This is a genomic window from uncultured Stenotrophomonas sp. (assembly GCF_913778665.1).
In the GTDB taxonomy this organism is placed as follows: domain Bacteria; phylum Pseudomonadota; class Gammaproteobacteria; order Xanthomonadales; family Xanthomonadaceae; genus Stenotrophomonas.
This window is the reverse complement of sequence record NZ_CAJYVQ010000012.1, coordinates 375,881-399,442: the sequence shown is the minus strand read 5'-3', so window position 1 is coordinate 399,442 and position 23,562 is coordinate 375,881. Positions and strand designations below refer to the sequence as shown.

The 23,562-nt window shown below is 67.4% G+C and carries 23 protein-coding genes and 1 pseudogene; 10 read left to right on the top strand and 14 right to left on the bottom strand.

What is annotated here, in order from left to right; genetic code table 11:
- Positions 1-43: 43 nt before the first annotated feature.
- The 7 genes and pseudogenes from lptD to QZ853_RS19430 all read left to right on the top strand — a co-directional run bounded on the left by lptD (position 44) and on the right by QZ853_RS19430 (position 7,751).
- Positions 44-2,545, top strand: coding sequence for an LPS-assembly protein LptD (gene lptD, locus QZ853_RS19460; RefSeq protein ID WP_295578533.1), 2,502 nt, complete (start codon positions 44-46; stop codon positions 2,543-2,545).
- Positions 2,542-3,870, top strand: a pseudogene (locus QZ853_RS19455) (peptidylprolyl isomerase); the annotation flags it as partial. The gene lptD and the pseudogene QZ853_RS19455, both read left to right, overlap by 4 nt.
- Before the next feature lie 18 nt (positions 3,871-3,888).
- Positions 3,889-4,869 carry a 4-hydroxythreonine-4-phosphate dehydrogenase PdxA gene (gene pdxA / locus QZ853_RS19450; RefSeq protein ID WP_295578520.1) on the top strand — a complete coding sequence of 327 codons (981 nt, stop codon included), beginning with the start codon at positions 3,889-3,891 and terminating at the stop codon, positions 4,867-4,869.
- Entirely contained in the window at positions 4,866-5,669 is an 804-nt protein-coding gene (rsmA, locus tag QZ853_RS19445; RefSeq protein WP_295578513.1) for a 16S rRNA (adenine(1518)-N(6)/adenine(1519)-N(6))-dimethyltransferase RsmA, read from the top strand. The genes pdxA and rsmA overlap by 4 nt, the downstream gene beginning before the upstream one ends.
- Positions 5,670-5,682: 13 nt before the next feature.
- Positions 5,683-6,066 carry a Co2+/Mg2+ efflux protein ApaG gene (gene apaG, locus QZ853_RS19440; protein WP_295578505.1) on the top strand — a complete coding sequence of 128 codons (384 nt, stop codon included), beginning with the start codon at positions 5,683-5,685 and terminating at the stop codon, positions 6,064-6,066.
- 15 nt (positions 6,067-6,081) lie between these two features.
- Positions 6,082-7,107 (top strand): symmetrical bis(5'-nucleosyl)-tetraphosphatase, encoded by a 1,026-nt coding sequence (locus tag QZ853_RS19435; RefSeq protein WP_295578497.1) that lies wholly within the window; start codon positions 6,082-6,084, stop codon positions 7,105-7,107.
- Positions 7,104-7,751, top strand: coding sequence for a DUF1287 domain-containing protein (locus QZ853_RS19430; protein ID WP_295578490.1), 648 nt, complete (start codon positions 7,104-7,106; stop codon positions 7,749-7,751). Before QZ853_RS19435 ends, QZ853_RS19430 begins: the two co-directional genes overlap by 4 nt.
- Positions 7,752-7,807: 56 nt before the next feature.
- Here the strand turns inward: QZ853_RS19430 and QZ853_RS19425 are convergent, their stop codons facing one another.
- The 9 genes from QZ853_RS19425 to QZ853_RS19385 all read right to left on the bottom strand — a co-directional run bounded on the left by QZ853_RS19425 (position 7,808) and on the right by QZ853_RS19385 (position 15,164).
- Positions 7,808-8,299: a dihydrofolate reductase gene (locus tag QZ853_RS19425; protein WP_295579023.1), complete on the bottom strand. Its 492-nt coding sequence runs from the start codon at positions 8,297-8,299 to the stop codon at positions 7,808-7,810.
- A gap of 5 nt (positions 8,300-8,304) precedes the next feature.
- On the bottom strand, positions 8,305-9,099 hold the full coding sequence (locus QZ853_RS19420) for a thymidylate synthase (protein WP_295578484.1): 795 nt from the start codon (positions 9,097-9,099) through the stop codon (positions 8,305-8,307).
- On the bottom strand, positions 9,096-9,983 hold the full coding sequence (gene lgt / locus QZ853_RS19415) for a prolipoprotein diacylglyceryl transferase (RefSeq protein WP_295578476.1): 888 nt from the start codon (positions 9,981-9,983) through the stop codon (positions 9,096-9,098). The genes QZ853_RS19420 and lgt overlap by 4 nt, the downstream gene beginning before the upstream one ends.
- Before the next feature lie 95 nt (positions 9,984-10,078).
- On the bottom strand, positions 10,079-10,573 hold the full coding sequence (locus tag QZ853_RS19410) for a TPM domain-containing protein (protein WP_295578457.1): 495 nt from the start codon (positions 10,571-10,573) through the stop codon (positions 10,079-10,081).
- Complete coding sequence (locus tag QZ853_RS19405) at positions 10,573-11,451, bottom strand: TPM domain-containing protein (RefSeq protein ID WP_295578441.1); 879 nt, start codon at positions 11,449-11,451, stop codon at positions 10,573-10,575. Before QZ853_RS19405 ends, QZ853_RS19410 begins: the two co-directional genes overlap by 1 nt.
- A gap of 3 nt (positions 11,452-11,454) precedes the next feature.
- A complete protein-coding gene (locus QZ853_RS19400) occupies positions 11,455-12,072 on the bottom strand; it encodes a LemA family protein (RefSeq protein WP_295578421.1) in 618 nt (205 codons plus the stop codon).
- 565 nt (positions 12,073-12,637) lie between these two features.
- Positions 12,638-13,798 carry an MFS transporter gene (locus tag QZ853_RS19395; protein WP_295578414.1) on the bottom strand — a complete coding sequence of 387 codons (1,161 nt, stop codon included), beginning with the start codon at positions 13,796-13,798 and terminating at the stop codon, positions 12,638-12,640.
- 187 nt (positions 13,799-13,985) lie between these two features.
- Positions 13,986-14,735, bottom strand: coding sequence for a TerC family protein (locus QZ853_RS19390; protein ID WP_295578395.1), 750 nt, complete (start codon positions 14,733-14,735; stop codon positions 13,986-13,988).
- A gap of 33 nt (positions 14,736-14,768) precedes the next feature.
- The gene (locus QZ853_RS19385) at positions 14,769-15,164 is read right to left on the bottom strand and encodes a diacylglycerol kinase (protein ID WP_295578389.1); all 396 of its coding nucleotides are present in this window, start codon (positions 15,162-15,164) and stop codon (positions 14,769-14,771) included.
- A gap of 212 nt (positions 15,165-15,376) precedes the next feature.
- Here QZ853_RS19385 and QZ853_RS19380 point away from each other — a divergent pair, with 212 nt between their 5' ends.
- Positions 15,377-16,078 carry an SGNH/GDSL hydrolase family protein gene (locus QZ853_RS19380; RefSeq protein WP_295578376.1) on the top strand — a complete coding sequence of 234 codons (702 nt, stop codon included), beginning with the start codon at positions 15,377-15,379 and terminating at the stop codon, positions 16,076-16,078.
- A 133-nt stretch (positions 16,079-16,211) separates the two neighbouring features.
- On the opposite strand, the gene QZ853_RS19375 is transcribed toward QZ853_RS19380, so the two are convergent.
- The 3 genes from QZ853_RS19375 to QZ853_RS19365 all read right to left on the bottom strand — a co-directional run bounded on the left by QZ853_RS19375 (position 16,212) and on the right by QZ853_RS19365 (position 19,100).
- Positions 16,212-17,483, bottom strand: a complete 1,272-nt coding sequence (locus QZ853_RS19375; protein WP_295578369.1) for a HAMP domain-containing sensor histidine kinase — start codon at positions 17,481-17,483, stop codon at positions 16,212-16,214.
- A 156-nt stretch (positions 17,484-17,639) separates the two neighbouring features.
- Complete coding sequence (locus QZ853_RS19370) at positions 17,640-18,353, bottom strand: response regulator transcription factor (protein WP_002811889.1); 714 nt, start codon at positions 18,351-18,353, stop codon at positions 17,640-17,642.
- Positions 18,354-18,440: 87 nt separating this feature from the next.
- Positions 18,441-19,100 carry an arylesterase gene (locus QZ853_RS19365; protein ID WP_295578363.1) on the bottom strand — a complete coding sequence of 220 codons (660 nt, stop codon included), beginning with the start codon at positions 19,098-19,100 and terminating at the stop codon, positions 18,441-18,443.
- A gap of 61 nt (positions 19,101-19,161) precedes the next feature.
- Here QZ853_RS19365 and QZ853_RS19360 point away from each other — a divergent pair, with 61 nt between their 5' ends.
- Positions 19,162-19,809, top strand: a complete 648-nt coding sequence (locus tag QZ853_RS19360) for an ATP-binding cassette domain-containing protein (protein ID WP_345777923.1) — start codon at positions 19,162-19,164, stop codon at positions 19,807-19,809.
- Positions 19,806-22,313, top strand: coding sequence for an FtsX-like permease family protein (locus tag QZ853_RS19355; RefSeq protein ID WP_295578350.1), 2,508 nt, complete (start codon positions 19,806-19,808; stop codon positions 22,311-22,313). The genes QZ853_RS19360 and QZ853_RS19355 overlap by 4 nt, the downstream gene beginning before the upstream one ends.
- 78 nt (positions 22,314-22,391) lie before the next feature.
- Here QZ853_RS19355 and QZ853_RS19350 read toward each other — a convergent pair whose 3' ends face one another.
- Positions 22,392-22,781, bottom strand: coding sequence for a hypothetical protein (locus QZ853_RS19350; protein ID WP_295578342.1), 390 nt, complete (start codon positions 22,779-22,781; stop codon positions 22,392-22,394).
- Positions 22,782-22,804: 23 nt separating this feature from the next.
- Positions 22,805-23,332, bottom strand: coding sequence for a hypothetical protein (locus QZ853_RS19345; RefSeq protein ID WP_295578325.1), 528 nt, complete (start codon positions 23,330-23,332; stop codon positions 22,805-22,807).
- Positions 23,333-23,562: the final 230 nt, after the last annotated feature.

The window sequence follows — 23,562 nt, the reverse complement described above, 5'->3', positions numbered from 1 at the left end:
GATGGGGCAAGCTACCGGTCGTTTTCGCCCGAATCCGAACCGCGTGCGCCGAGCCCTCCGCCTGCTTCCCCTGCCTCTGAGCATCGCCATCAGCCTGCCGGCGATGGCCGATGAAAAGCCGCTCAACTGGGGCCTGTGCCCGGCCACCGACGTCATTCCCGCGTTCACCGACGCCCCCACCCCGGTTCCCGGCCAGGACAAGGCCGTCGCCGCTGCCGCGCGCGAGCAGCAGCCGACCGACATCGAGGGCGACCAGCTGCTGGGCACCACTACCGTGCCGCAGTACGAGGGCAACGTCGCGCTGCGCCGGGGCGACCAGTTCGTCGGCACCGACAAGCTCAGCTTCGATACCGAGACCGGCAACTACATCGCCGACGGCAATGTGCGCTACCAGGACGGGTCGATCCGGATGGTCGCCAAGCGTGCCGAGGGCAACCAGGAGAGCGACACCCACAAGATCACCGACATCAAGTACCAGCTGGTGTCGCGCCGTGGCAACGGCGATGCCGAGTCGGTTGATCTGCAGGGTGCGGTCGGCCAGATGCACCGCTCCACCTACACCACCTGCGACCCCTCGCAGCCGGTGTGGAAGCTGTCGGCGCCGCAGATCGAAGTGGACAACGACGAAGGCTTCGGCACCGCGCGCAACGCCGTGCTGCGCATCGGCAAGGTGCCGGTGCTGTGGGCACCGTACTTCAAGTTCCCGATCGATGACCGCCGCAAGACCGGCCTGCTGTTCCCGCAGCTGGGCATGTCAGGGCGCAACGGCGTGGACTACGCCCAGCCGATCTACTTCAACCTGGCGCCGAACTACGACGATACGCTGACCCCGCGCTACATGAGCCGGCGCGGCATCCTGCTCGACAACGAGTTCCGCTACCTCTACAACGGCGGCCGCGGCGAGGTGTTGACCTCCTTCATTCCCAACGACCGCCTGCGCGATCGCGACCGCGGCCGGGTGATGTTCAGCGGCTACCACAACGTGGACAGCCACTGGCAGGCCCGCGCCAACCTGGCCTGGGTCAGCGACGAGCGCTATGTCGAGGACTTCGCCAACCGCCTGGTCGGCGTGACCGCGTCGAACCTGCAGAGCACGGTCGGCCTGTACGGCACCGGCAAGAACTGGACGGCCGGCATCATGGCCGACCGCTGGCAGCTGACCGACTACACCCTCGACGAGCGCGCCCTGCCCTACAACCGCCAGCCGCGCCTGTACTTCAACTGGGACAAGCCGGTCCGTTCATGGCTGGAAACCGGCATCTACGCCGAAGCCGTGCGCTTCACCCACGACGACATCAACTTCAAGAATGCCGTCGGCACCGGCGAGGATCTGCAATACACGCGGACGGGCCAGCAGCTCACCTCCGGCGTGGGTGTCAGCGGTGGTTCGCGACTGGACGTGAAGCCGTATGTGTCGTTCCCGATCAGCGGCGCAGCCTGGTATGTGACCCCGACCCTGGCCTACCGCTACACCGCCTACCAGCTCGATCGCGGCCTGGTTGACGGCGTCAACGGCATCCAGGCCCAGATCCTGCGCTCGCAGGGCATCGACCCGGCCACGGCCACGCCCGAGCAGCTGCGCGGCAACACCTCGCCCAGCCGCAGCCTGCCGATCGGCAGCATCGACGCCGGCCTGTTCTTCGACCGCGAGACCCGCATCGGCGGCAAGTCGTTCCTGCAGACTCTGGAGCCGCGCCTGTTCTACCTGCGCACGCCGTACCGCAACCAGGACGAGCTGCCGATCTTCGATACGCGTGACTTCACCTTCAGCTGGGGCCAGCTGTTCCGCGATTCACGCTATACCGGCGCCGACCGCCAGAACGATGCCAACCAGCTGACCTTGGCGCTGAGCACCCGCTTCATCGACCAGACCACCGGCAAGGAGCGCTTCTCGGCCTCGATCGGCCAGATCCAGTACTTCGATGAGTCGCGGGTGACCGTCACCCCCGGCGGTGAGCCGGTGGAAAAGGGCAAGTCGGCCTGGATCGCCGACGGCAACTACATGATCAACGACCGCTGGACCCTGGGCGCCACCTACCAGTGGGACCCGAAGTACAAGCGCGAGGATCTGGCCAGCGTCCGTGCCCGCTACCTGATGCCCAACGATGGCGTGGTCAACCTGAGCTACCGCTACCGCATCAATGCCGGCGCCCTGCCCGGCGCCAACAAGCATGACCGCACCCTGCTGGAGCAGGCCGACCTGTCGTTCCTGTACCCGCTGAATGCGCGCTGGAGCCTGGTGGGCCGCTATTACTACTCGCTGCAGGACAAGGAACCGCTGGAAATCATCGCGGGCGTGCAGTGGGACAGCTGCTGCCTGGCCGTGCGCGCCGTTGCCCGCCGCTACGTGCGCAACCGCGAGGGCGAGATGAACAACGCCATCCAGGTGGAGTTCGTCCTGAAGGGCCTGAGCTCCATTGGCCAGGACACGGACCGCACGCTGCGCCGTGCTATCCTCGGCTACAACCGCGACGACCTCTATCTGGTGCCGCCCAGCAACACCGGGGCGACCCGGGATGACTACGATCCGAATCTGATCCCATGACCAAGCGCTTCCCCGTTCTTCTCGCCTCGCTGCTGGCGGTGTCCAGTGTGTCCGCCCCCCTGCAGGTGTTTGCCCAGCAGGCGCAGGCGCTTGACCGCATCGCCGCTGTCGTCGATGAGGACGTCATCCTGCAGAGTGAACTGCAGCGTGCGATCGCCAACATCAAGGCGCAGTACGCCGGCCGTGAAAACCAGCTGCCGCCGGAAGACGTGCTCAGCCGCCAGGTGCTCGAGCGCCTGGTGCTGGTCAAGCTGCAGGTGGCCCGCGCGCAGAGCAGCGGCATCCGTGTCAGCGACCAGGAGCTGAACCAGGCGATGAACACCATCGCCCAGCAGAACGGCTCGAACCTGGACGCCCTGCGCCAGCGCCTGGCCCATGACGGCATCGATTTCAATGATTTCCGGGCGTCGGTGCGTGACGAGATCACCGTGCAGCGCCTGCGCCAGAGCTTCGCGCAGAGCCGCATCAGCGTCAGCGAGGGCGAAGTGGATGCCGCGCTGAAGCAGCAGGCCACGATCGGCAACCAGTATCACCTGGCGCACATCCTGATCGCCCTGCCCGACGGCGCCAACGCTGACCAGATCGCCACCGGCCAGAAGAAGGCCGACGGCGTGAAGGCGCTGCTGGACAAGGGTGAGCTGGACTTCAATGCAGCCGCAGTCCGCTATTCGGACAGCCCCAACGCGCTGGAAGGCGGCGACCTCGGCTGGCGCAGCCTGGATGAAATTCCGCAGGCCTTCGCGCAGATGATGGAAAGGATGAAGCCCGGCGAAGTGGTCGGCCCGATCCGCGGCCCCAGCGGCTTCCAGCTGCTGAAGCTGGTGGAAGTGCGTGATGCCAGCGCCAGTGCCGGCGCCAACACCGTCACCGAGTACCACGGTCGCCACATCCTGGTGCGCGTGGACGACCACCAGACCGACGCGGCCGCCAAGGCCAAGATCGATACCCTGCGCGCCCGCATCGCCGGTGGCGCGGACTTCCAGACCGTGGCCAAGGAATCTTCCGAGGACAACAACAGCAAGGGCCAAGGCGGCGATCTGGGCTGGTTCCCGGCCGACGCATTCGGCCCGGCGTTCGGCCAGCAGGTGTCCGGCATCCAGGACGGCGGCGTCAGCCAGCCGTTCCGTACCGATGCCGGTTGGCACATCGTGCAGCGGGTGGCAACCCGCCAGACCGACGTGACCAACGACAACCAGCGTGCCCAGGTGCGCGAGACCATCGGCCGCCGCAAGCTGGAAGACGAGTACAACCGCTTCCTGCAGGAACTGCGTGGCGAAGCCTACGTCAGCTTCCGCAGCGGCGACCGCGCGGAAAACACCGCCACGCCGCCGCAGTCCTGACCGATGCGCCCCGAGCTCGCTCTGGTACCGGGCGAGCCCGCCGGGATCGGTCCGGAGCTGTGTGTCCGCCTGGTCCAGCAGCCGCGTGAAGACTGCCGGCTGTTGGCCTTCGCCGACCCGGACACCCTGCGCGCGGCCGCCGTCGCGCTGAACCTGCCGCTGCAACTACTGCCCGAGGATGCCGAAGCGCGCGCGCCCGGCGACCTGCGCCTGCGTGTGGTCGCCAATCCCGTACCCAGCCGCTTCGGTGTAGCCGCTCCCGCCAATGCCCACGCTGTCATCGGCGCCCTGCTGGGCGCCGGCCAGGCCTGCCTGTCCGGTGAACTGCACGGCGTGGTGACCGGCCCGGTGCACAAGGCGGTCATCAACGAGGGCGGCATCGCCTACAGCGGCACCACCGAGCTGCTGGCCGAACAGGCCGGGGTCAAGGTGGTGATGATGCTGGCCAACACCATCGTGCGCGTGGCTCTGGCCACCACCCACCTGCCGCTGCGCGAGGTGGCCGATGCGATCACCGCCCCCGCCCTGGAACACACACTGCGCACCCTGCACGCCGCGCTGCGCCGCGAATTCGGCCTGCCGGCGCCGCGCATCGCCGTGCTGGGCCTGAACCCGCATGCCGGTGAAGACGGCCACCTCGGTCGCGAGGAACTGGACCTGATCATCCCGCTGATGCAGCGTCTGCGCGCCGAAGGCATGGACTTGGTCGGGCCGCTGCCGGCCGATACCGCGTTCCTGCCGGCCAAGCTGGCCGGTTTCGACAGCGTGCTGGCGATGTACCACGACCAGGGCCTGCCAGTGCTGAAGTATTCCGGCTTCGAGCAGGCGGTGAACCTGACCCTGGGCCTGCCCTACCCGCGCGTGGCGGTGGACCATGGCACCGCGCTGGACCTGGCCGGCCGCGGCATCGCCAATCCCTCCAGCCTGCAGGCAGCCACGGCGCTGTGTGCGCAGCTGGCGCGGCAACGTACACTGAGCACATGAATTCCCCGCATTCCCCCTCCGGCCCGGTGTTCACCGCCCCGGCCAAGAAGCAGCTTGGCCAGCATTTCCTGGCCGATCGCCACTACATCGACAAGATCGTCATGGCGGTCAACCCGAAAGACGGTGACCGCCTGGTCGAGATCGGTCCCGGCCAGGGCGCGATCACGCTGCCGCTGCTGCGCGTGCATCCGAAACTGACGGTGATCGAGTTCGACCGTGACCTGATCGCACCGCTGACTGCCGCCGCCGAACCGCTGGGCGAGCTGACCATCGTCCACCGCGACGTGCTGCGCGTGGATTTCACCGAACTGGCCGCCGGCCAGCCGATCCGCCTGGTCGGCAACCTGCCCTACAACATCTCCTCGCCGATCCTGTTCCATGCGCTGGAGCACGCCGCGGTGATCCGCGACATGCACTTCATGCTGCAGAAGGAAGTGGTCGACCGCATGGCCGCCGGCCCGGGCAGCAAGGTCTATGGCCGCCTCAGCGTGATGCTGCAGGCGTACTGCCAGGTGACCTCGCTGTTCGTGGTGCCACCGGGTGCGTTCCGGCCACCGCCGAAGGTCGATTCGGCCGTGGTGCGGCTGGTGCCGCGCGACCCCGCCACGATCAACATCCTCGACCACAAGCGCTTTGCCGACGTGGTCAAGGCCGCCTTCGGCCAGCGCCGCAAGACCCTGCGCAACGCCCTGAACACTGTGGTGTCCGCCGAGCAGTTCATCGCTGCCGGCGTGCGTCCCGATGCCCGCGCCGAACAGTTGGACGTGGCCGAATTCATCGCTTTGGCCAATGCCTCCTGATTACACTGCCGGTATGGAAAACGCTGACGTTTATGCCATCTCTGTCGAAGTCGCGCCGCGCTTCCTCGACGATCAATCTGCGCCGGAAGACGGCCGCTATGCGTTCGCCTACACGATCCGCATCCACAACCAGGGGCGGGTTGCCGCACGCCTGGTCGCACGCCACTGGCGCATCACCGATGCCAACGGTCGCGTCGAGCATGTCGATGGTGACGGGGTGATCGGCGAGCAGCCGAGGCTGCGTCCCGGTGAAGACTTCCATTACACGTCCGGTGTCATGCTGGCGACCGATCACGGGACCATGCAGGGCCACTACGACATGGTCGCCGACGACGGCACCGAATTTGCCGCGCCGGTCGCACCCTTCGTGCTGGCCATCCCGCGCACCCTGCACTGACACGGAGGCCGAACGATGAGTGTGTGGGCGATCGGCGACCTGCAGGGCTGCTATGACGTCACCCAGCGATTGCTGGAGAAGATCCGTTTCGACCCGGCGCAGGACACCCTGTGGTTCTGCGGCGACCTGGTCAACCGCGGCGGCCAGTCGCTGGAAACACTGCGGCTGGTGCACTCGCTGCGCGAACACAGCGTGGTGGTGCTGGGCAACCATGACCTGTCACTGCTGGCCGTCGGTGCGCGCACCGAAGAGGAACAGCGCAAGGTCAACCCGGACCTGCTGCGCATCGTGCAGGCCGAAGACCGCGACGAACTGCTCGAATGGCTGCGCCTGCAGAAGCTGGTGCACGTGGACCGCGAGCTGGGCTGGATGATGGTGCACGCCGGCCTTGCGCCGAAGTGGACCACGCAGATGGCCGAGAAGCACGCGGCCGAAGTCGAAGCGCAGCTGCACGGTGCCGGCTATCGCAAGCTGTTCCGCAACATGTACGGCGACAAGCCGAGCTGGGCGCCCAACCTGTCCGGCTACGACCGCTCGCGCGCGATCATCAACGTGCTCACCCGCATGCGCTATTGCACCCCGCGCGGACGCATCGGCATCGAGGACAAGGGCACGCCGGGCACGCAGGAACAGGGGCTGTATCCCTGGTTCGAAGTGCCGGGCCGCGTCGAGCGTGACCTCAAGGTTGTCTGCGGTCATTGGTCCGCGCTGGGCCTGACCATCACCCAGGGCGTGCACGCCATCGACACCGGTGCGGTGTGGGGCGGCAAGCTGACCGCGCTGCAGCTGGACACCGACGAACTGCGCGTGGTGCAGGTGCCAGGCCGCGATGTGCCGGCGCCGGTTCCCAATGCACGTCCGCCGGCGCGCCCGGCGCACGAGCGGCCGGCGGCGGCTTTGCAGGGCAAGGAACACGGCGGCGGCAACACGCCCGCGGCCAATCCGGGCAACCGTGGACCGCGTCGCCGCCGCCGTCGAGGCGGGGGTGGCGGAGGTGGCTCCGCAGGCCCAGGCAACAACGGCGCCCCGCCGCAGGCATGATGCGCGCGGGCCGGGCACCAGGGACGGTGCTGCTGCTGACACTGGCAGTCGCCAGCGGCTGCCAGCCCGCCTCGTCTCCGGCGCCGACAACCGCGGAAAACGCCGCACACCCGGCGGCACAACCGCAGGTGCCTTCGCCGCCGTTGGTGGCTGCCGCACGCGCGCAGATCGGCGTGACCACCCGCTACGATCCTGCTTACCAGGTGCTGGCCTATCCCGGCGGCGACGTGCCACTGGATCGCGGCGTGTGCACCGACGTGGTGGTGCGCGCCCTGCGCGATCTGGGCCTGGACCTGCAGGCACGCGTGCATGAAGACATGCGCGACAACTTCAGTGCCTATCCGGCGATCTGGGGGCTGTCACGACCGGACCGCAACATCGATCATCGCCGCGTGCCGAACCTGATGCGCTGGTTCGAGCGGCAGGGATGGCAGCAACCGATCACAGGCTCTGCTGCCAACTACGCCGCCGGCGACATCGTGGCCTGGAATCTCAATGGCAACGGCCTGCTGCATGTCGGCATCGTCTCCGACCGGCGGCTGGCCGATGGCACCCCGCTGGTGCTGCACAACATCGCGCGCGGCACGCACGAGGAGAACCTGTTGTTCCAGCACACGATCATCGGCCATTACCGGATGCCGTAGCGACAGTCCCGGTAGAGTCGATGTTCCCGTCGGTGTTTTCGTTGGTATCTGCGCGATCAGCGGCGCATGTAGTGCACGAAGCGGAACGCGTAGGCGTGTCGTTCGTCGGCGGGGTGCGGCTCGCTGCTCACGTCCTGCCACACCGCGACATCCACCTCGGGGAAATGGGTGTCGGCCGGTACTTCGGCATCGACCCAGGTCAGGTACAGGTCACTGGCCTGGTCAAGCAGCTGACGGAAGATCTCGCCGCCGCCGATGACGCATAGCTCGCTAGCGCCCTCGCCTTCGGCAATCGCCTTCGCCTCCTCCAGCGACGCCACCGCGCGCATGCCCTCGAACGGCACCTGGCCGCTGCGGGTCAGCACCAGGTTGGTCCGCCCCGGCAGCACGCGGCCGATCGACTCGGCCGTCTTGCGCCCCATCAGGATCGGCTTGCCCAGGGTCAGTGCCTTGAAGTGCTTGAAGTCATCCGGCAGGTGCCAGGGCATGGCGTTGCCCTGGCCGATGCCACGGTTGCGGTCCAGCGCCACGATCATCGACAGCTTCATCGCGCTCACACCGCCACCGGCGCCTTGATGGCAGGATGCGGATCGTAGCCGTCGATGCGGATATCGTCGAACTGGAAGCCGAACAGGTCGGTCACCTCCGGGTTCAACCACAGCTTTGGCAGCGCGCGTGGTTCGCGCGACAGCTGCTCGCGGGCCTGCTCGAAATGGTTCGAATACAGGTGCGCATCGCCCAGCGTATGCACGAAGTCGCCCACGCCCAGACCGGTGGCCTGCGCCACCATGTGGGTCAGCAGCGCGTAGCTGGCAATGTTGAACGGTACGCCGAGGAAGATGTCGCCGCTGCGCTGGTACAGCTGGCAGCTGAGCTTGCCGTCCACTACGTAGAACTGGAACAGGTTGTGGCACGGCATCAGCGCCATCTGCGATAGCTCGCCCACGTTCCAGGCGCTGACCACCAGCCGCCGCGAATCGGGGTTGCGCTTGATCTCGTCCACCAGCCACTGCATCTGGTCGATCGCGCCGCCATCGGCCGTGGCCCAGCTGCGCCACTGTTTGCCGTACACCGGGCCGAGATCGCCGTTGGCATCGGCCCACTCGTCCCAGATCCGCACCTGGTTGTCCTTCAGGTAACCGATGTTGGTGTCGCCCTTCAGGAACCACAGCAGCTCGTGGATGATCGAGCGCAGGTGCAGCTTCTTGGTGGTGACCAGCGGGAAGCCGTCGTTGAGGTTGAAGCGCATCTGCCAGCCGAACACGCTGCGGGTGCCGGTGCCGGTGCGGTCGCTCTTTTCCGCGCCGTGCTCAAGCACATGCGAGAGCAGGTCCAGGTAGGGCTTCATGCCTTGCCCTCGGTAGCCACCGGCAGCTGCGGCTGCAGCACCGGCGCGCGGCGCGACATCACCAGCAGCACCAGGCCGAAGGCGATCAACGGCACGCACAGGATCTGGCCCTTGGTCAGCCAGCCGAAGGCCACGTAGATGCCGTTGTCAGGCATGCGCACGAACTCCACCGCGAAGCGGAAGATGCCGTACAGCAGCGCGAACAGGCCACCGATCAGGTAACGATGGCGGGGCTTGGCCGATACCGTCCACAGCACCACGAACATCACCAGGCCTTCCAGGAAGGCTTCGTACAGCTGCGACGGATGGCGCGCGAACTGGTTCAGTGCGCCGCTGGCGAACTGCGCCTGCAGCGTCGCGTGGTCGAGCTGGTTCAGCGGCGCCGGCAGGCCCGACGGGAACACCACGCCCCAGCTGCCATCGGTGTACTTGCCCCACAGTTCGGCGCCGATGAAGTTGCCGATGCGGCCGAAGCCCAGGCCCAGCGGCACCAGAGGCGCCATGAAATCCATGGTGTCGAAGAAGTGCAGCGCGTGCTTGCGCGACCACCACCAGCAGGCCGCGATCACGCCCAGCAGGCCGCCGTGGAAGCTCATGCCGCCGTCCCACACCTTGAACAGCAGCAGCGGGTTGTGCAGGAAATCGCCCAGCGCGTAGAACAGCATGTAGCCGATGCGTCCGCCCAGCACCACGCCGAGCATGGCGTAGAACAGCAGGTCGGAGAAGCCGTTGGCATCGACGCCCGGCAGGCGCCCGTCGGCGATGCGCTTGCGGCCCAGCAGCCAGGCCGCGGTGAAGCCCAGCAGGTACATGATGCCGTACCAATGCACCTTGATCGGCCCCAGCGAGAGGGCGATGGGGTCGATGTCGTGGAAATAGATCATGGAAGACGCCTGGCAGGAGTACGGACATTTTAGCGTCCCGGCCCGGCCCCGGGCCGGCATCGGCACGGGTCGGCCCGCACATCGCAGAACGGGGTTCAGCCCAGGATCTGCGGGGTGTCCGGCAACGCGTCATCCTCGGACCGCGCCGCCGCCGGAAAGTGCCCTTCGATCAGGCTTGACACCTCATCGATGGCGCCCTGCAGCGCCGCCACCGGGTTGGCCCCGCGCAGGCCCTCGCGCAGATGGGTACAGACCCGCTGCCATTGCGCCGGGCTGACCCGTCCGTGCAGGCCACGGTCGGCGACGATCTCGATCGCATGGTCGGCCAGCAGCAGGTAGATCAGCACGCCGTTGTTGTGAGTGGTATCCCAGGTGCGCAGGCGGGCGAAGGCATGTTCGGCGGCCTGGCGCGGGGTGACCCGCCGCCACAGCGCGTCGAGCGGCAGGTCGGCTTCCACCGCGAACATCACCTGGCCGCCGTGGCGCTGCTCACCGGCGGCGATGGCCTCGGTGATCGCCTGCAGCGTGGCCGGCGGGAACGCGCGCCGTACCGACGGCGAGAACAGATGGCGCCACAGACGTTGGATCATCACCAGCCCCCCGAAGCACCGCCGCCACCGGACCGGCCACCACCGCCACCCCAGCCGCCGCCGAATCCCCCCCCGCCACCGAAGCCGCCGCCGCCCCAGCTGCCACCGCCCCAGCCACCGCCGCCGGCAAAGCGGCCCGGGTGCCCGGAGAGCATGGCCACGATCAGGCCCACGATACCGGCCAGGCCGCTGGCCAGCAGCGTGGAGGTGAACAGGAACGCCGCCAGTGCCGCACCGGCGCCACCGAGCAGGCCGCGCAGCGGGCGCGGCACCCGCGAGAACACACCACGCAGGATGCTGCCGGCGAACACGCCGATGAACAGCGCCAGCAGCCAGCTGTCGCCGCCCCCATCGGGCTCGCGCCCGCGATGGCCACTGACCGGCGCCGGCAGGTCTTCGCCGTCGATCAGCTTGACCAGCACGCCGGTGGCGTCGCTGATGCCACCGGCATAGTCGCCGCTGCGGAAGCGCGGCACCAGGTATTCCTGGATGACCCGGTTGGCGATGGCATCGGGAATCGCCCCTTCCAGGCCGTAGCCCGGCTCGATGCGCACGCGCCGGTCCTCCTTGGCCACGACCAGCAGCACCCCGTCATCCACGCCCTTGCGGCCGATCTGCCACTGGTCGAAGACCCGCGTGGTGTACTGCGCGATGTCCTCGGGCTGGGTGCTGGGCACCACCAGCACCTGCAGCTGGCTGCCCTTGCGCTGCTGCAGCTCGACCGCCTGCTGCACCAGCGCCTGCTTCTGCGTCGCATCCAGCGTGCCGGTGGTATCGACCACCGGTGAATCCAGCGCCGGAATCGGCGCCAGCTGCTGCCCCTGCGACGCCAGCGGCAGCCACATCAGCAGGGCCAGCAGCGCAGTGGCCAGGCGCATGGCTCAGTGACCCGGCTGCGGGGCCGGCTGCTGCGGCGCGTTGCCGAAATCGACCGCCGGCGCGTTGGAGATCTGGGCTTCGTTTTCCACGGTGAAGTTCGGCTTGGTCTTGTAGCCGAAGATCTTGGCGGTGATCACCTGCGGGAACGAGCGGATGTAGGTGTTGTAGTCCTGCACCTGCTGGATGTAGCGGCCACGGGCGACGGTGATGCGGTTTTCGGTGCCTTCCAGCTGCGCCTGCAGGTCGCGGAAGTTCTGGTCGGACTTCAGCACCGGGTAGTTCTCGGTGACCACCAGCAGCCGCGACAGCGCGCTGCCGAGTTCACCCTGGGCCTGCTGGAACTGCTTGAGCGAGGCTTCGTCATCGGCGTTGACGTTGATCTGGCCAACCCGCGAGCGGGCGTTGGTGACTTCGGTCAGCACGCGCTCTTCCTGGCTGGCAAAGCCCTTCACGGTCTGCACCAGGTTGGGCACCAGGTCGGCGCGGCGCTTGTACTGGTTGAGCACTTCCGACCAGCTGGCCTTGACCGCCTCATCCTTCTGCTGGATGGCGTTGTAGCCGCAGCCGGAGAGCAGGGAGGCCAGCAGTATCAGGGGCAGGACACGGGTGAACAGGCGCATGGCGGAGGTTCCGGGTGGACGTGGCGCCGAGCATGCCATGGTTGGGGTGAAAGACCGGCCATCGGGCGGCGCCCCCTCCGCGGTGGCCATGCTCATGGATCGCCTGAGTAGTCCGGGCGGGTGGACATGGCGGGGGACGCCGTGAATCCGTCCCTGGAGGCTCAGCCGCGCCATCCATGGCGCGGATACCCCCGCCACGCCTACCCGCCCGGCCTCATACGGTTTCCTGCGCACCGCGGGAAGATCAAAAGAAAAAATCAAAGCAAAAGCGGGTTCTTGAGGCATTCGTGTCGACCAAGGTCGACACCTACCAGAGCGGAACGCCGTTACGACAGATCGCGGCAATCTGTCGGAGGTGGGGCGGTGTGGGTTGGCAGGACCGTTGCCGCCATGGATGGCGCCATCGAGCCCCTATGGATGGGTTCACGGCGTGTCCTGCCAACCCACACCGCCCCGCCCAACCCTCAGAAAACCAGCGCCGGCTGTTGCAGTTGCTGTTGCTTCGGCCGTTGCCTTGGCCTGTAGCGGGTGCAGGGCTGCAAGCCCTGCCGTAACCCCACCCCCCTCAGCAGGCCTCAGCCACCGCGCTGCGTGGACGCCCCAGCCACGCCAGCAGCAGGCCCGATGCCGCCAGCAGGCCACCGGCCACCGGCACCGCCGCGTACCCCAGGCCCGAGCTGATCACCGCGCCACCCAGTGCGGCGCCCACGGCGTTGCCGAGGTTGAACGCACCCACATTGATCGACGACGCCAGGCCCGGCGCCTCGCTGGCGGCCTGCATCACCCGGATCTGCAGCGGCGGCACGATGGCGAAGGTCGCCGCGCCGAACAGCAGTACACCCAGTGCCGCAGTGGCGTGATGCATGAAGGCCAGCGGCAGCACGAACATCAGCACAGCCAGCGCCGCCAGCAGGATGCGGGTGGCACCATCCAGCGACCAGTCGGCCATGCGCCCGCCGATGCCGTTGCCGACGGTGAAGCCGATACCGATCAGCATCAGCGACATCGCGATGAAGGCGTTGGAGGCTCCGGTCAGTTCGGTCAGCACCGGCGCCACGTACGTGTACAAGGTGAACATCGCACCCGCGCCGAGCACGGTGGTGCCCATCGCCAGCAGCACCTGTGGCTGCAGGATCGCCCGCATCTCGCGACGCACGTCCGGGCGCGGACCCGGCGCCGATGCCGGCAGGGCCAGGCCCAACGCGGTGATCGCGACCACCCCCAGCGCTGCGGTGCCGGCAAAGGACAGGCGCCAGCCGAGCTGCTGGCCGACCCAGGTGGCCAGCGGCACACCGCCGATGTTGGCGATGGTCAGGCCCATGAACATGGTGGCGACGGCCGCCGCCTGCTTGTCCTTCGGCACAAGGCTGGCGGCGACCACCGCGCCGATGCCGAAGAACGCACCGTGGTTGAGGCTGGTGACCAGCCGCGACAGCAGCAGCAGGCCGTAGTTCGGTGCAAGCGCGGACAACAGGTTGCCGACCACGAAGATCGACATCAGCAGCATCAGCGCGGTGCGCTTGCCGAACCGGCCCATCAGCAGGGTCATCACCGGCGCCCCCAGCATCACGCCGACCGCGTAGCCGGTGATCAGCATGCCGGCCGACGGGATGCTCACGCCGACGCCATCAGCGATGACCGGCAGCAGTCCCATCGGGGCGAATTCAGTGGTGCCGATTGCGAAGGCGCCAACGGCGAGGGCCAGCAGCGCGGCTCTGGAATTCATGGGGATTCCTGGGGGAGGAAATGGAAGCTGCGTAGCCTGCGCGCTTTCCCGCCGCCGATTAAGCCTCGGCGGGGGAAAACAGTGTTGACCCCGGTTCACAGGTGGCGACCGTAGCCATTCCCGCAGATCCGATACCTGCCCCATAACGCAGGACCCCCGGCAGTGCCGGGGGTCCTGGGTGGATCGCTTACCAGTCGCCGGCACCCGGCACGTGGTGATCGCGTGCGCGGCGGCGCATCAGCAGGTTCAGCCACTCCACCAGCACCGAGAAGCCCATCGCGGCGTAGATGTAGGGCTTGGGCACGTGCACGTCCAGGCCGTCGAGGATCAGCACCGCGCCGATCAGCAGGATGAAGGCCAGCGCCAGCATCTTCACCGTCGGGTTGGCATCGATGAAACGGCCCAGCGGATTGGCGGCCAGCAGCATCACCATCACCGACAGCAGGATGGCGGCGACCATCACCGGGATATGGTCGGCGATGCCGACCGCGGTGATCACCGAGTCCAGCGAGAACACGATATCGATCACCGCGATCTGGGCGATCACGTAGCCGAACACCGCCGAAGCCTTGGTGGTGCTGGGATCTTCATCCTCGCCACCGGTGATCAGCTCCTTGATCTCCATGTAGCCCTTGATGATCAGGAACAGGCCGCCGACGATCAGGACCAGGTCGCGGATGGAGATGCCCATGCCGGCCACGGTGAACAGGTTGGCGGCCATGTGCGCCAGGTAGGCCAGCGAAACCAGCAGCGCGATGCGGGTGATGCAGGCCACCGCAATGCCGAGCTTGCGCGCGAACGGGCGACGCTCTTCCGGCAGCTTGCTGACCGCGATGGAAATGAACACCAGGTTGTCGATGCCGAGCACGATTTCCAGCGCGCTGAGGGTGAACAGGGTCACCCAGGCGTTGGGGTCGGCGAGGAACTCAAAGGACATGGAAACTCTTCAAGGCAGTGGGGGAATGGGGTTTCAGCGGTAATTGCCGGCCAGCGCGTGCGGGACCACGACCAGCGCCCAGCACAGCAGTACGTTCATCATCAGCACAAACACCGCCGCCGAGCCCATGTCCTTGGCGCGGCCAGCCAGTTCATGGATCTCGCTGCCGTAGCGCTCGATCACCGCCTCGATGGCCGAGTTGGCCAGTTCCATCGCCAGCACCAGCAGCATCGAGCCGATCAGCAGCGCGCGCTCCACCGGGGTCTGGCCCAGCCAGATCGCGACCGGAGCCAGCAGGATCAGCAGGTAGACCTCCAGCCGGAACGAGGACTCGTGCAGCCAAGCGGCGCGCAGGCCCTGCCAGGACCAGCGGGCGGCCTGGAAGATGCGGCGCGGGCCACGGGGCAGATGACCGAACTGATCAGCCACGGGTGGAACATCCAGCAACAGGGGCGCGGCGCAGCGACCGCTCAGACGCACGGCAGGGAATCATAGGTGCACAGGAATAGGCAGATGGCCGTCATTTTGCCACAAGGCCGCCAGCCATACCCTGCGCAGCCCGTGCGAATGGCCCAGGTGGGGAAAGCGCCCGGCCGCCGCCTCCTCCTATGATGGAGGCCTCTTTCCTGCTGGAGCGCCCGATGTCCCGTCGCCCTACCTGCCTGTTGATGCTGGGCCTGCTGGCCGCCGCACCGCTGGCCCAGGCCCTGAGCCCGGCCAGGCAACCGCGTGTCCCCGAACAGGTCTCCAACGTGGCGTGGGCCAGCGACATGGCCCACTTTGCCAGCGCAGACCAGGCCAACCCGCCGCCGCGGGGTGGCATCGAATTCATCGGCAGCTCGTCCATCCGCTTCTGGGAGAGCCTGGCCCAGGACTTCCCGGGGCAACCGGTGTTCAACCGTGGCTTCGGTGGCTCGGAAGTGCGCGACAGCACTTGGTATGCCGGCCAGATCGTGGTGCCGTATGCGCCGTGCAAGGTGTTCTTCTACGCTGGCGACAATGATCTCAACAGCGGCCGCAGCGCCGTGCAGGTGCGTGACGACGTGGTCGCCTTCGTGCAGCGCGTGCATCGTGACCTGCCGAAGACCAGGGTGGAGTACCTGTCGATCAAGCCGAGCCCGTCGCGCGCGCACCTGTTGCCGGCGATCAACGAGGCCAACACGCTGATCAAGGCCGCCCTGGCCAAGCTGCCCAACACCGGTTTCACCGACATCTACACGCCGATGCTGGGTGCCGACGGCCAGCCGGACGCGAAGCTGTTCCGCGAGGACATGCTGCACATGACCCCGGCCGGCTATGCGATCTGGACCAAGGCGGTGGCGCCGAAGGTCAACTGCAACTGAGCCCCATCCACGCATCGCGTGGATCTACCGACTTTCCGGCAAGTAAAGCAGTCGAGCATGGCTCGACGCTACAAAGCCGGTTCCTGCAGAGCCGAGCCCTGCTCGGCTTCGTGCAGGGTGGCAGGTCGCCGCATCAGCGGAAGATCACCGTGGCCTCGGTGCCCTTCCCCGGTTCGCTGCTCAGGCTGACCTTCCAGCCGAAGCGGTCGCACAGGCGGCGCACGATCGACAGGCCCAGGCCGGTGCCCTGCGGGCGGCTGGGTTCGGCGCGATAGAACGGCTCGAACGCGCGCGCCAATGCCTCGGCCGACATACCGATGCCGGTATCGCGCACCACCACCCGGTCATTGAGCACCTGCACGTCAATGCGGCCCTCGTCGGTGTAGCTGCAGGCGTTGCGCACCAGGTTGCTGACCACCACCTGCAGCACCCGCGGCGGCGCATGCAGCTGCGCCGGGCCATCACTGTGCAGGTGCACCGCGACCGGGCGCGACCCGAGCAGTTCGTTGGCGTTGTCCACTTCATGGCGGACGATGTCGTTGACGTCGAACAGCTCGATCTGCGGCTCGACGTCGGCCTCGCGGGCCAGGATCAGGAACGCATCGATCACCGCTTCCATGTCACGCCCGGCGCGCTGGATGCGCTGCAGGCTGCGACGCAGGCGCGGCTCCAGGGTTTCATCGCCCAGTGCCATGTCGCTGGCAACGCGGATCACGGTCAGCGGGGTGCGCAGTTCGTGGCTGGCATCGCGGGTGAAGTTGCGTTCGCGCGCCACATGCGCGCTGACCCGGTTGGCCAGCGAATGCAGTGCGGCGGCCAGCTGTCGGGTCTCGCCCTGCATGTCGGCCGGCAGCTTGTTCGGCTCCAGATCGGCCGCCTCCGGATGTCCCGGGTCCCATCGCGACACCCGCCGTGCCAGCCAGTTCACCGGCGATACCAGCCGTTTGGATGCGCGGTAGGTCACCCAGCTGGCGCCATACACCGCCAGCAGGGTCAACAGCACCGGCACGATGCCGAACCAGAACGCCAGCATCTCCGCGCGCGAGCGCAGGAACACCAGGTACAGGCGACCGGCCGGGCGCACGTCGACCAGCACCAGCTGGTCGTCCTTGGGCAGTTCGTGGAAGCCGGGCTCCAGATTGCGCAGGTTGGCCGGCAACGACAGTGCCGACTGCCCGCTTTCCAGCAGATAGCCGCGAATGTTCTGGGTGTTGGGTGGTGGCTGCACCGGTGATGCGTCGTGCAGCGTCCAGAAGTACGCCGCCTCTTCGCGCAGGGCGGCGCCCACCAGGCTGTGCTTGATCACCAGCGAGACCAGCCAGGCACCGAGCAGGATGCCCAGGCTGGCCAGCACTGCCTGCAGGATGAAGGCGATACGGATCTTGCGCGGCAGGCCGTGCGGCATTACGGAGTCCCGGTCAGAGCGCTGCGATTATAGGCAGCGCACTGCGCAGTGGGGGGGCATGGGTGATGACCGTCGGCAATACCGGCCGGTCATCCCCTGCCCACGTGCGTGGCCATTACCCGGCCGGGCCTGCTGCAGCACCGGTGCGGGCCCTGCTCAGGCCATTGGCTGGGCGATGTCGGCAATGCGGTAGCCGGCGCTCTGCACGGTATGCAGCAGCGGACGGTCGAACGGCTTGTCGATGATCTTTCGCAGGTTGTACAGGTGGCTGCGCAACGTGTCCGAATCCGGCAGGCCGTTGCCCCAGATCTCGCGCTCGATCTCCTGGCGGGTGACCACACGCGGCGATTCGCGCATCAGGATGGTCAACAGTCGCAGGCCGATCGGCGAAAGCTGCAGCTCGGTACCGGCACGGGTGGCACGCATGCTGACCGGATCGAGCACGAGGTCGGCGACCTTGAGCACTTCCGAACCGACCTGGCGACGTTCGCGGCGGATCAGCGCGCGCAGGCGGGCTTCCAGTTCCTGGATCGCGAACGGCTTGGTCAGGTAGTCATCGGCGCCGAACCCGAGGCCGGTGAGCTTGTCGTCCAGGGTGTCGCGCGCGGTGAGCATCAGCACCGGGGTGGACTTGCGCGCATCGTTGCGCAGGCGGCGGCACACTTCGATGCCATCCAGGCGCGGCAACATGAGGTCGAGCACAACGACGTCATAGCTGTTTTCCGCCGCTAGGCGGTAGCCATCCAGGCCGTCCTGTGCATAGTCGACTTCGAAGCCGCGACCTTCCAGGTATTCCCCGATCATTTCGGAGATGTTGCGGTTGTCTTCGACCACCAGCACCAAGCCGGAGGTCTCCTTCGTCTGACGCATGTGATTCCCTCTAACTTCAGCTTTGTGAAACATGCCGCATCGACGGTGGACGTGATGTGAAGTTCCGTCAAGAGGAAACAAAATTGTTCAGAGCAGCGGCCTGAGCAGCGGCCAGACGTTGTCCAGTACCTTCGGCTGTCCCTGCGCGGTCGGGTGCAGGCCGTCGGCCTGCATCATGCCCGGTTGCAGCGCCACGCCCTCCAGCAGGAACGGCAGCAGCGGCACCTTGTACTGGGTGGACACCGCGCGATAGACCGCCGCCAGGCGCTGGCGGTAGGCCGGGCCATAGTTGGGCGGCACATCGATGCCCAGCAGCAGGACCTTGGCACCGGCTTTCTGGCTGGCCTGCACCATCTTCTCCAGATTGGCCTGCACCTGCGCGGGGGTCAGCCCGCGCAGCGCGTCATTGCCGCCAAGGGCGATCACCACCACGGTCGGCTTCTCCCTGGACAGCAGCCCCGGCAGCCGGGTCAGCGCGCCGGCGGTGGTTTCCCCGCTCATGCTGGCGTTGACGATGCGCGCCGGCGTTTTCGACTGCGGCCTGACCCGCTGCTGCAGCAGGCTGACCCAGCCGGCGTCGGCGGGGATATTGTGGGCAGCACTGAGGCTGTCGCCGAGCACCAGCACGGTGCCGGCCGGACCTTTGGCACAGGCCAGCCCCGGCAACAGCAGGAACGCTAGCAGCAGCACCATCATCGCGCCGGCTCGCCGGCTCCATTCCGTCTTGCGCATCTGGAGTCTCCTCATCGACAGCCTGTCCCCCCGCAGCGCGCCCGTCGCCATCGCCGTCGACCAGGTCGGCAAGTCCGTGCAGGGCCCGGAGGGTGAAGTCCACATACTGGACAACATCACCCTGACCGTCCATGAAGGCACCAGCGTGGCCATCGTCGGCGCCTCCGGTTCCGGCAAGACCACCCTGCTCGGCCTGCTGGCCGGGCTGGACCTGCCCAGCCGCGGCAGCATCCATCTGGCCGGGCACGATCTGGGAAACCTTGACGAGGAAGCACGCGCCCAGCTGCGCGCGCGCGAGGTCGGCTTCGTGTTCCAGAGCTTCCACCTGCTGCCGGCGCTGACCGCCGCCGAGAACGTGGCGCTGCCACTGGAGCTGGCCGGGCGCGAGGACCGCGCGCGGGTCGATGAGGTGCTGGCCCAGGTCGGCCTGGCCCATCGTGCGCGCCACTACCCGCGCCAGCTGTCCGGTGGCGAGCAGCAGCGCGTGGCGCTGGCCCGCGCCTTCGTCACCCACCCGCGCATCCTGTTCGCCGACGAACCGACCGGCTCGCTCGACCACGCCACCGGCCAGCACATCAGCGACCTGTTGTTCGAACTCAATGCCGGCAGCGGCACCACCCTGGTGCTGGTCACCCATGACCTGCGCCTGGCCGAGCGCTGCCAGTTCATCCACCGCATTGACGATGGCCGGCTGCTGCCGGTCGAACGCGGGGCCCAGGCATGAACGTGCTGCGGCACGCGTGGCGCGCGTTGCGCCGCGAGGCCCTGGCCGGCGACCTGCTGACCGTGTTCGCTGCGCTGGTGCTGGGCGTGGCGGTGATGACCGCGGTCGGCACGCTGGTGAACCGGGTCAACCTGGCCCTGACCGGCAGCGCGGCGGAGATGCTCGGCGGCGACCTCGGCATTGCCGGGCGCGACGACCCACCCGCCAACTTCGCCGACGAGGCGCAGCGACGCGGGCTGGCACACACCCGCATCGCCGGCTTCGGCAGCGTCCTGTTCCATGGCGATGCCAGCCAGATGGCCAGCATCAAGGCTGTGCAGGCAGGCTATCCGCTGCGCGGTACGCTGCGAGTGCGCAGCACGCCCGGTGGTGCGCTGATCGCCAACGCCGGCATGCCGCCCCAGGGCCAGGCCTACGCCGACCCACGCCTGCTGCAGGCACTGGGCCTGAAGGCCGGCGATGATCTCGAATTCGGCGCCGGCACGCTACGCATCAGCGGCATCATCGAGGCCGAGCCGGACAGTGGCGGCGACCTGCTCACCCTGTCGCCGACCCTGCTGGTCAACCGCGCCGATGTGGATGGCACCGGCCTGCTCGGCCCCGGCAGCCGCATCAACCACCGGCTGATGTTCGCCGGGCCGGCAGACCAGATCGCCGCGTTTCGGCAATGGCTGCTGCCGCAGGTCAAGGGCCTGCGCCTGCTGAGCGTGGACGACACCCAGCGCGGCGTGCGCCAGGCCTTCGACCTGGCCGGGCGCTTCCTTGGCCTTAGCGCGCTGCTGGCGGTGCTGCTGGCCGGCGTCGCCACCGCGCTGGCGGCCAACCGCTTCGCCCTGCGCCGCATCGACCAAGTGGCGATCCTGCGCTGCCTGGGCGCGCGCCAGCGCGACATCCTGCTCGGCCTGGCGCTGCAACTGCTGATGCTGGCGGTACCGGCCTGCGCGCTCGGCATCGGCCTGGGCATGGCCGCGCAGGAAGGGCTGGTGCAGGTGCTGGGCAGCCTGGTGCCGCAGCGCCTGCCGCTGCCCGAAGCGATGCCGGCACTGACCGGCGCCGGTATCGGTCTGCTGCTGTTGTTCGGCTTCGGCCTGCCGCCGCTGTTGCGCCTGCGTGGGGTGCCGCCGATGCGCGTGCTCAACCGTTCCTTCGCCGCCCTGCCGCGTGCCTCGCTGCTGGCCTATGTGGCCGCACTGGGGGCGAGCCTGTTGCTGGCGGTGCAGGTCACCGGTGACCTCAAGCTGGCGCTGTGGGTGCTGGGCGGCCTGGCCGCGCTGGCGGTGGCGGCCGGCGGGCTCGGCTTCGTGCTGCTGCAGCTGTTGCGCGGCCTGCAACACCGCCTGCATGGCAACTGGCGGCTGGGCCTGGCCGCGCTGACCCGGCGCCGGATGCTGGCGGTGATGCAGCTGGTCGGGTTGTCGCTGTCGCTGTGCGCGCTGCTGTTGCTGGCCGTGACCGGCCCCGGCCTGCTGCAGCAATGGCGCGAGCGGCTTCCCGCGGATACGCCCAATTACTTCCTGATCAATATCCAGCCCGAGCAGCGTGACAGCGTGCTGGCGACGCTGCGTGGGTTGGGCGCCAACGACGCCAGCATCGAACCGATGGCCACCGGGCGCCTGATCGCCATCAACGGCAAGCCACCGCAGCGCGTGGACCGCGAGCCGGGTCAGGACAGGCAACCGGCGCAGGGCGGCCAGCGCGATGACGAGAACCGGCCGTTGAATTTCAGCTGGCGCAGCACGTTCCCGCCGGCCAATACGCTGGTCAATGGCTCGTTCTGGAAAACCGACAGCACCGCACCGGAAGCCTCGGTGGAAATCGGCTGGGCCAAGCGCTACGGCGTGTATCCCGGCGACCGCATCAGCATTGCGGTGGGCGAGCAGGAGCGCGAGTTCACCGTCACCAGCGTACGCAAGGCGGACTGGAACACTTTCCGGCCCAACTTCTTCGTACTGTTGAACCCGAACGCGGTGGGTGACACCCCGCACAACCTGCTGTCGGCGTTCCATCTGCCGGCGGGCAAGGCCGCGGGGCTGGGCGAACTGGTACGCACACAACCCAACCTGTCGCTGCTGGATGTGGATGCGGTGATCTCGCAGGTGCGCGACGTGATGGACCGCGTGGCGCAGGCGGTGCAGCTGGTGATGGTGTTCAGCCTGCTGGCCGGCGTGCTGGTACTGCTGGCCGCGCTGCAGGCCACGGCCGGCGAGCGGCGCTACGACAGCGCGGTGCTGCGCACGCTGGGCGCGACCCGACGCCAGCTGCGCGGCGCAGTGCTGGTGGAGTTCGGCGCACTGGGCACATTGGCCGCGTTGCTGGCGGTCGGTGCGGCCGCGGCCATCGGTGTGGTGGTCTCGCAGAAGGTGTTCGAGCTGCCGTTGCTGCCGCCGTGGCCGGGCCTGCTGATCGGCGGCGTGGTCGGCATCGGGTTGAGCCTGCTGGCGGGCTGGTGGGGTACCCGGGCAATCCTGCATACGCCGCCGGCGTTGGCGCTGCGCGAGGCCTGAGGCGACCGTGACACGCTGCGGGTGGGGCCGGCTGTACGCTGCGCGCCCCACCTAAGCGCATCCACACATGGCGTGGGTCTACTGACGAGTGGCCGGGATGATGGACACCTGTTGCTGCGCCCAGGCCACGGTCGTGCTCATCGCGCGCTGCACGCCCAGAAGCGTTGTGAACAGGCAGAGCTCGTCCTTCTCCTCGTTATCCCCTACCCGCTTACGGACTTCGCTGTACTCAGGCGGGCTGTCAAAAATGACGATACGAACGATGTTGCCGCTGGGCAGGTGCTTGGCGGAGAAGATCGGGTTGGCATCGCGATCCTTAGTGCCATCGACGAAGAACGTGCTGTAGTGCGGGCTGCGGAAGTCTTCAATGCGCAGGCTTGCCGCGTTGATTCCCGTCATGAAGTGGTCGTGGATATGCTGTTCAAGACGATCGTAGACCTGCGGATCGGACAGATAGGTATCGAACATCTGGCGTTCTGGCACAACCATCATCAAGCCTCGTTTCCATGCATTGGAATCGCAAAGACACGAACAACTTCGTAACCGGGAGGGCCATCGGTGCGGCTTTCGCAGAAGCGAAAACCCGCGAGCAGGCCAGCATCTTCGACAACGGAGCGCACGGTGTCGATTTCCGTCGAGGTGTTGCTGCCGCTTTCGTGCCAGCGCCGGGCTCCAAATGCGATCCCCTCCGTACCTGGATAGTAGAAAACGTTGGGGAGCAGCACGCCCTCTTCCGCATACAGCTCGAAATCGGTGAAGCTCAATGCCAGAAACATCTTCGCTCCGGCTGGATCGCGCGCGCTGCCGGCAATACGAACGGTCGCCAGAACATGCATGCAGAGACTGAACAGATAAGCCGATGTCCATCGAGGCCCAAGACGCGCGAGCAGCCCGTCTATCCGCTGGGTTCGCGAAACAAGTGCGGCTTCCTCGAAGTCATCGATTTCGAGAAAGAAGCTGTCGATATCATCGCAGGCTTCGCCGGACAACATTTGACTGCACAAGGCGGAAAGCTTCATCTGCGGCGATGTTCAATGACTGCGTGGGCGGCCACCCTACCCCATGCGCAGAAGCCGGAAAGCGGACTCGGACAAAATCCAGCGAAATGCGTCATGTTTATGCGCACAAGGCACCAATCCGTCCGGCGACGCGCGCAGACACCGCATCGCGTCACCACCGAAAGCGTGCCGAGCAAGCTCGGCACCTACCAAGAGCACATGAACGGCCCGGCAGAGCCACGCCATGAGTG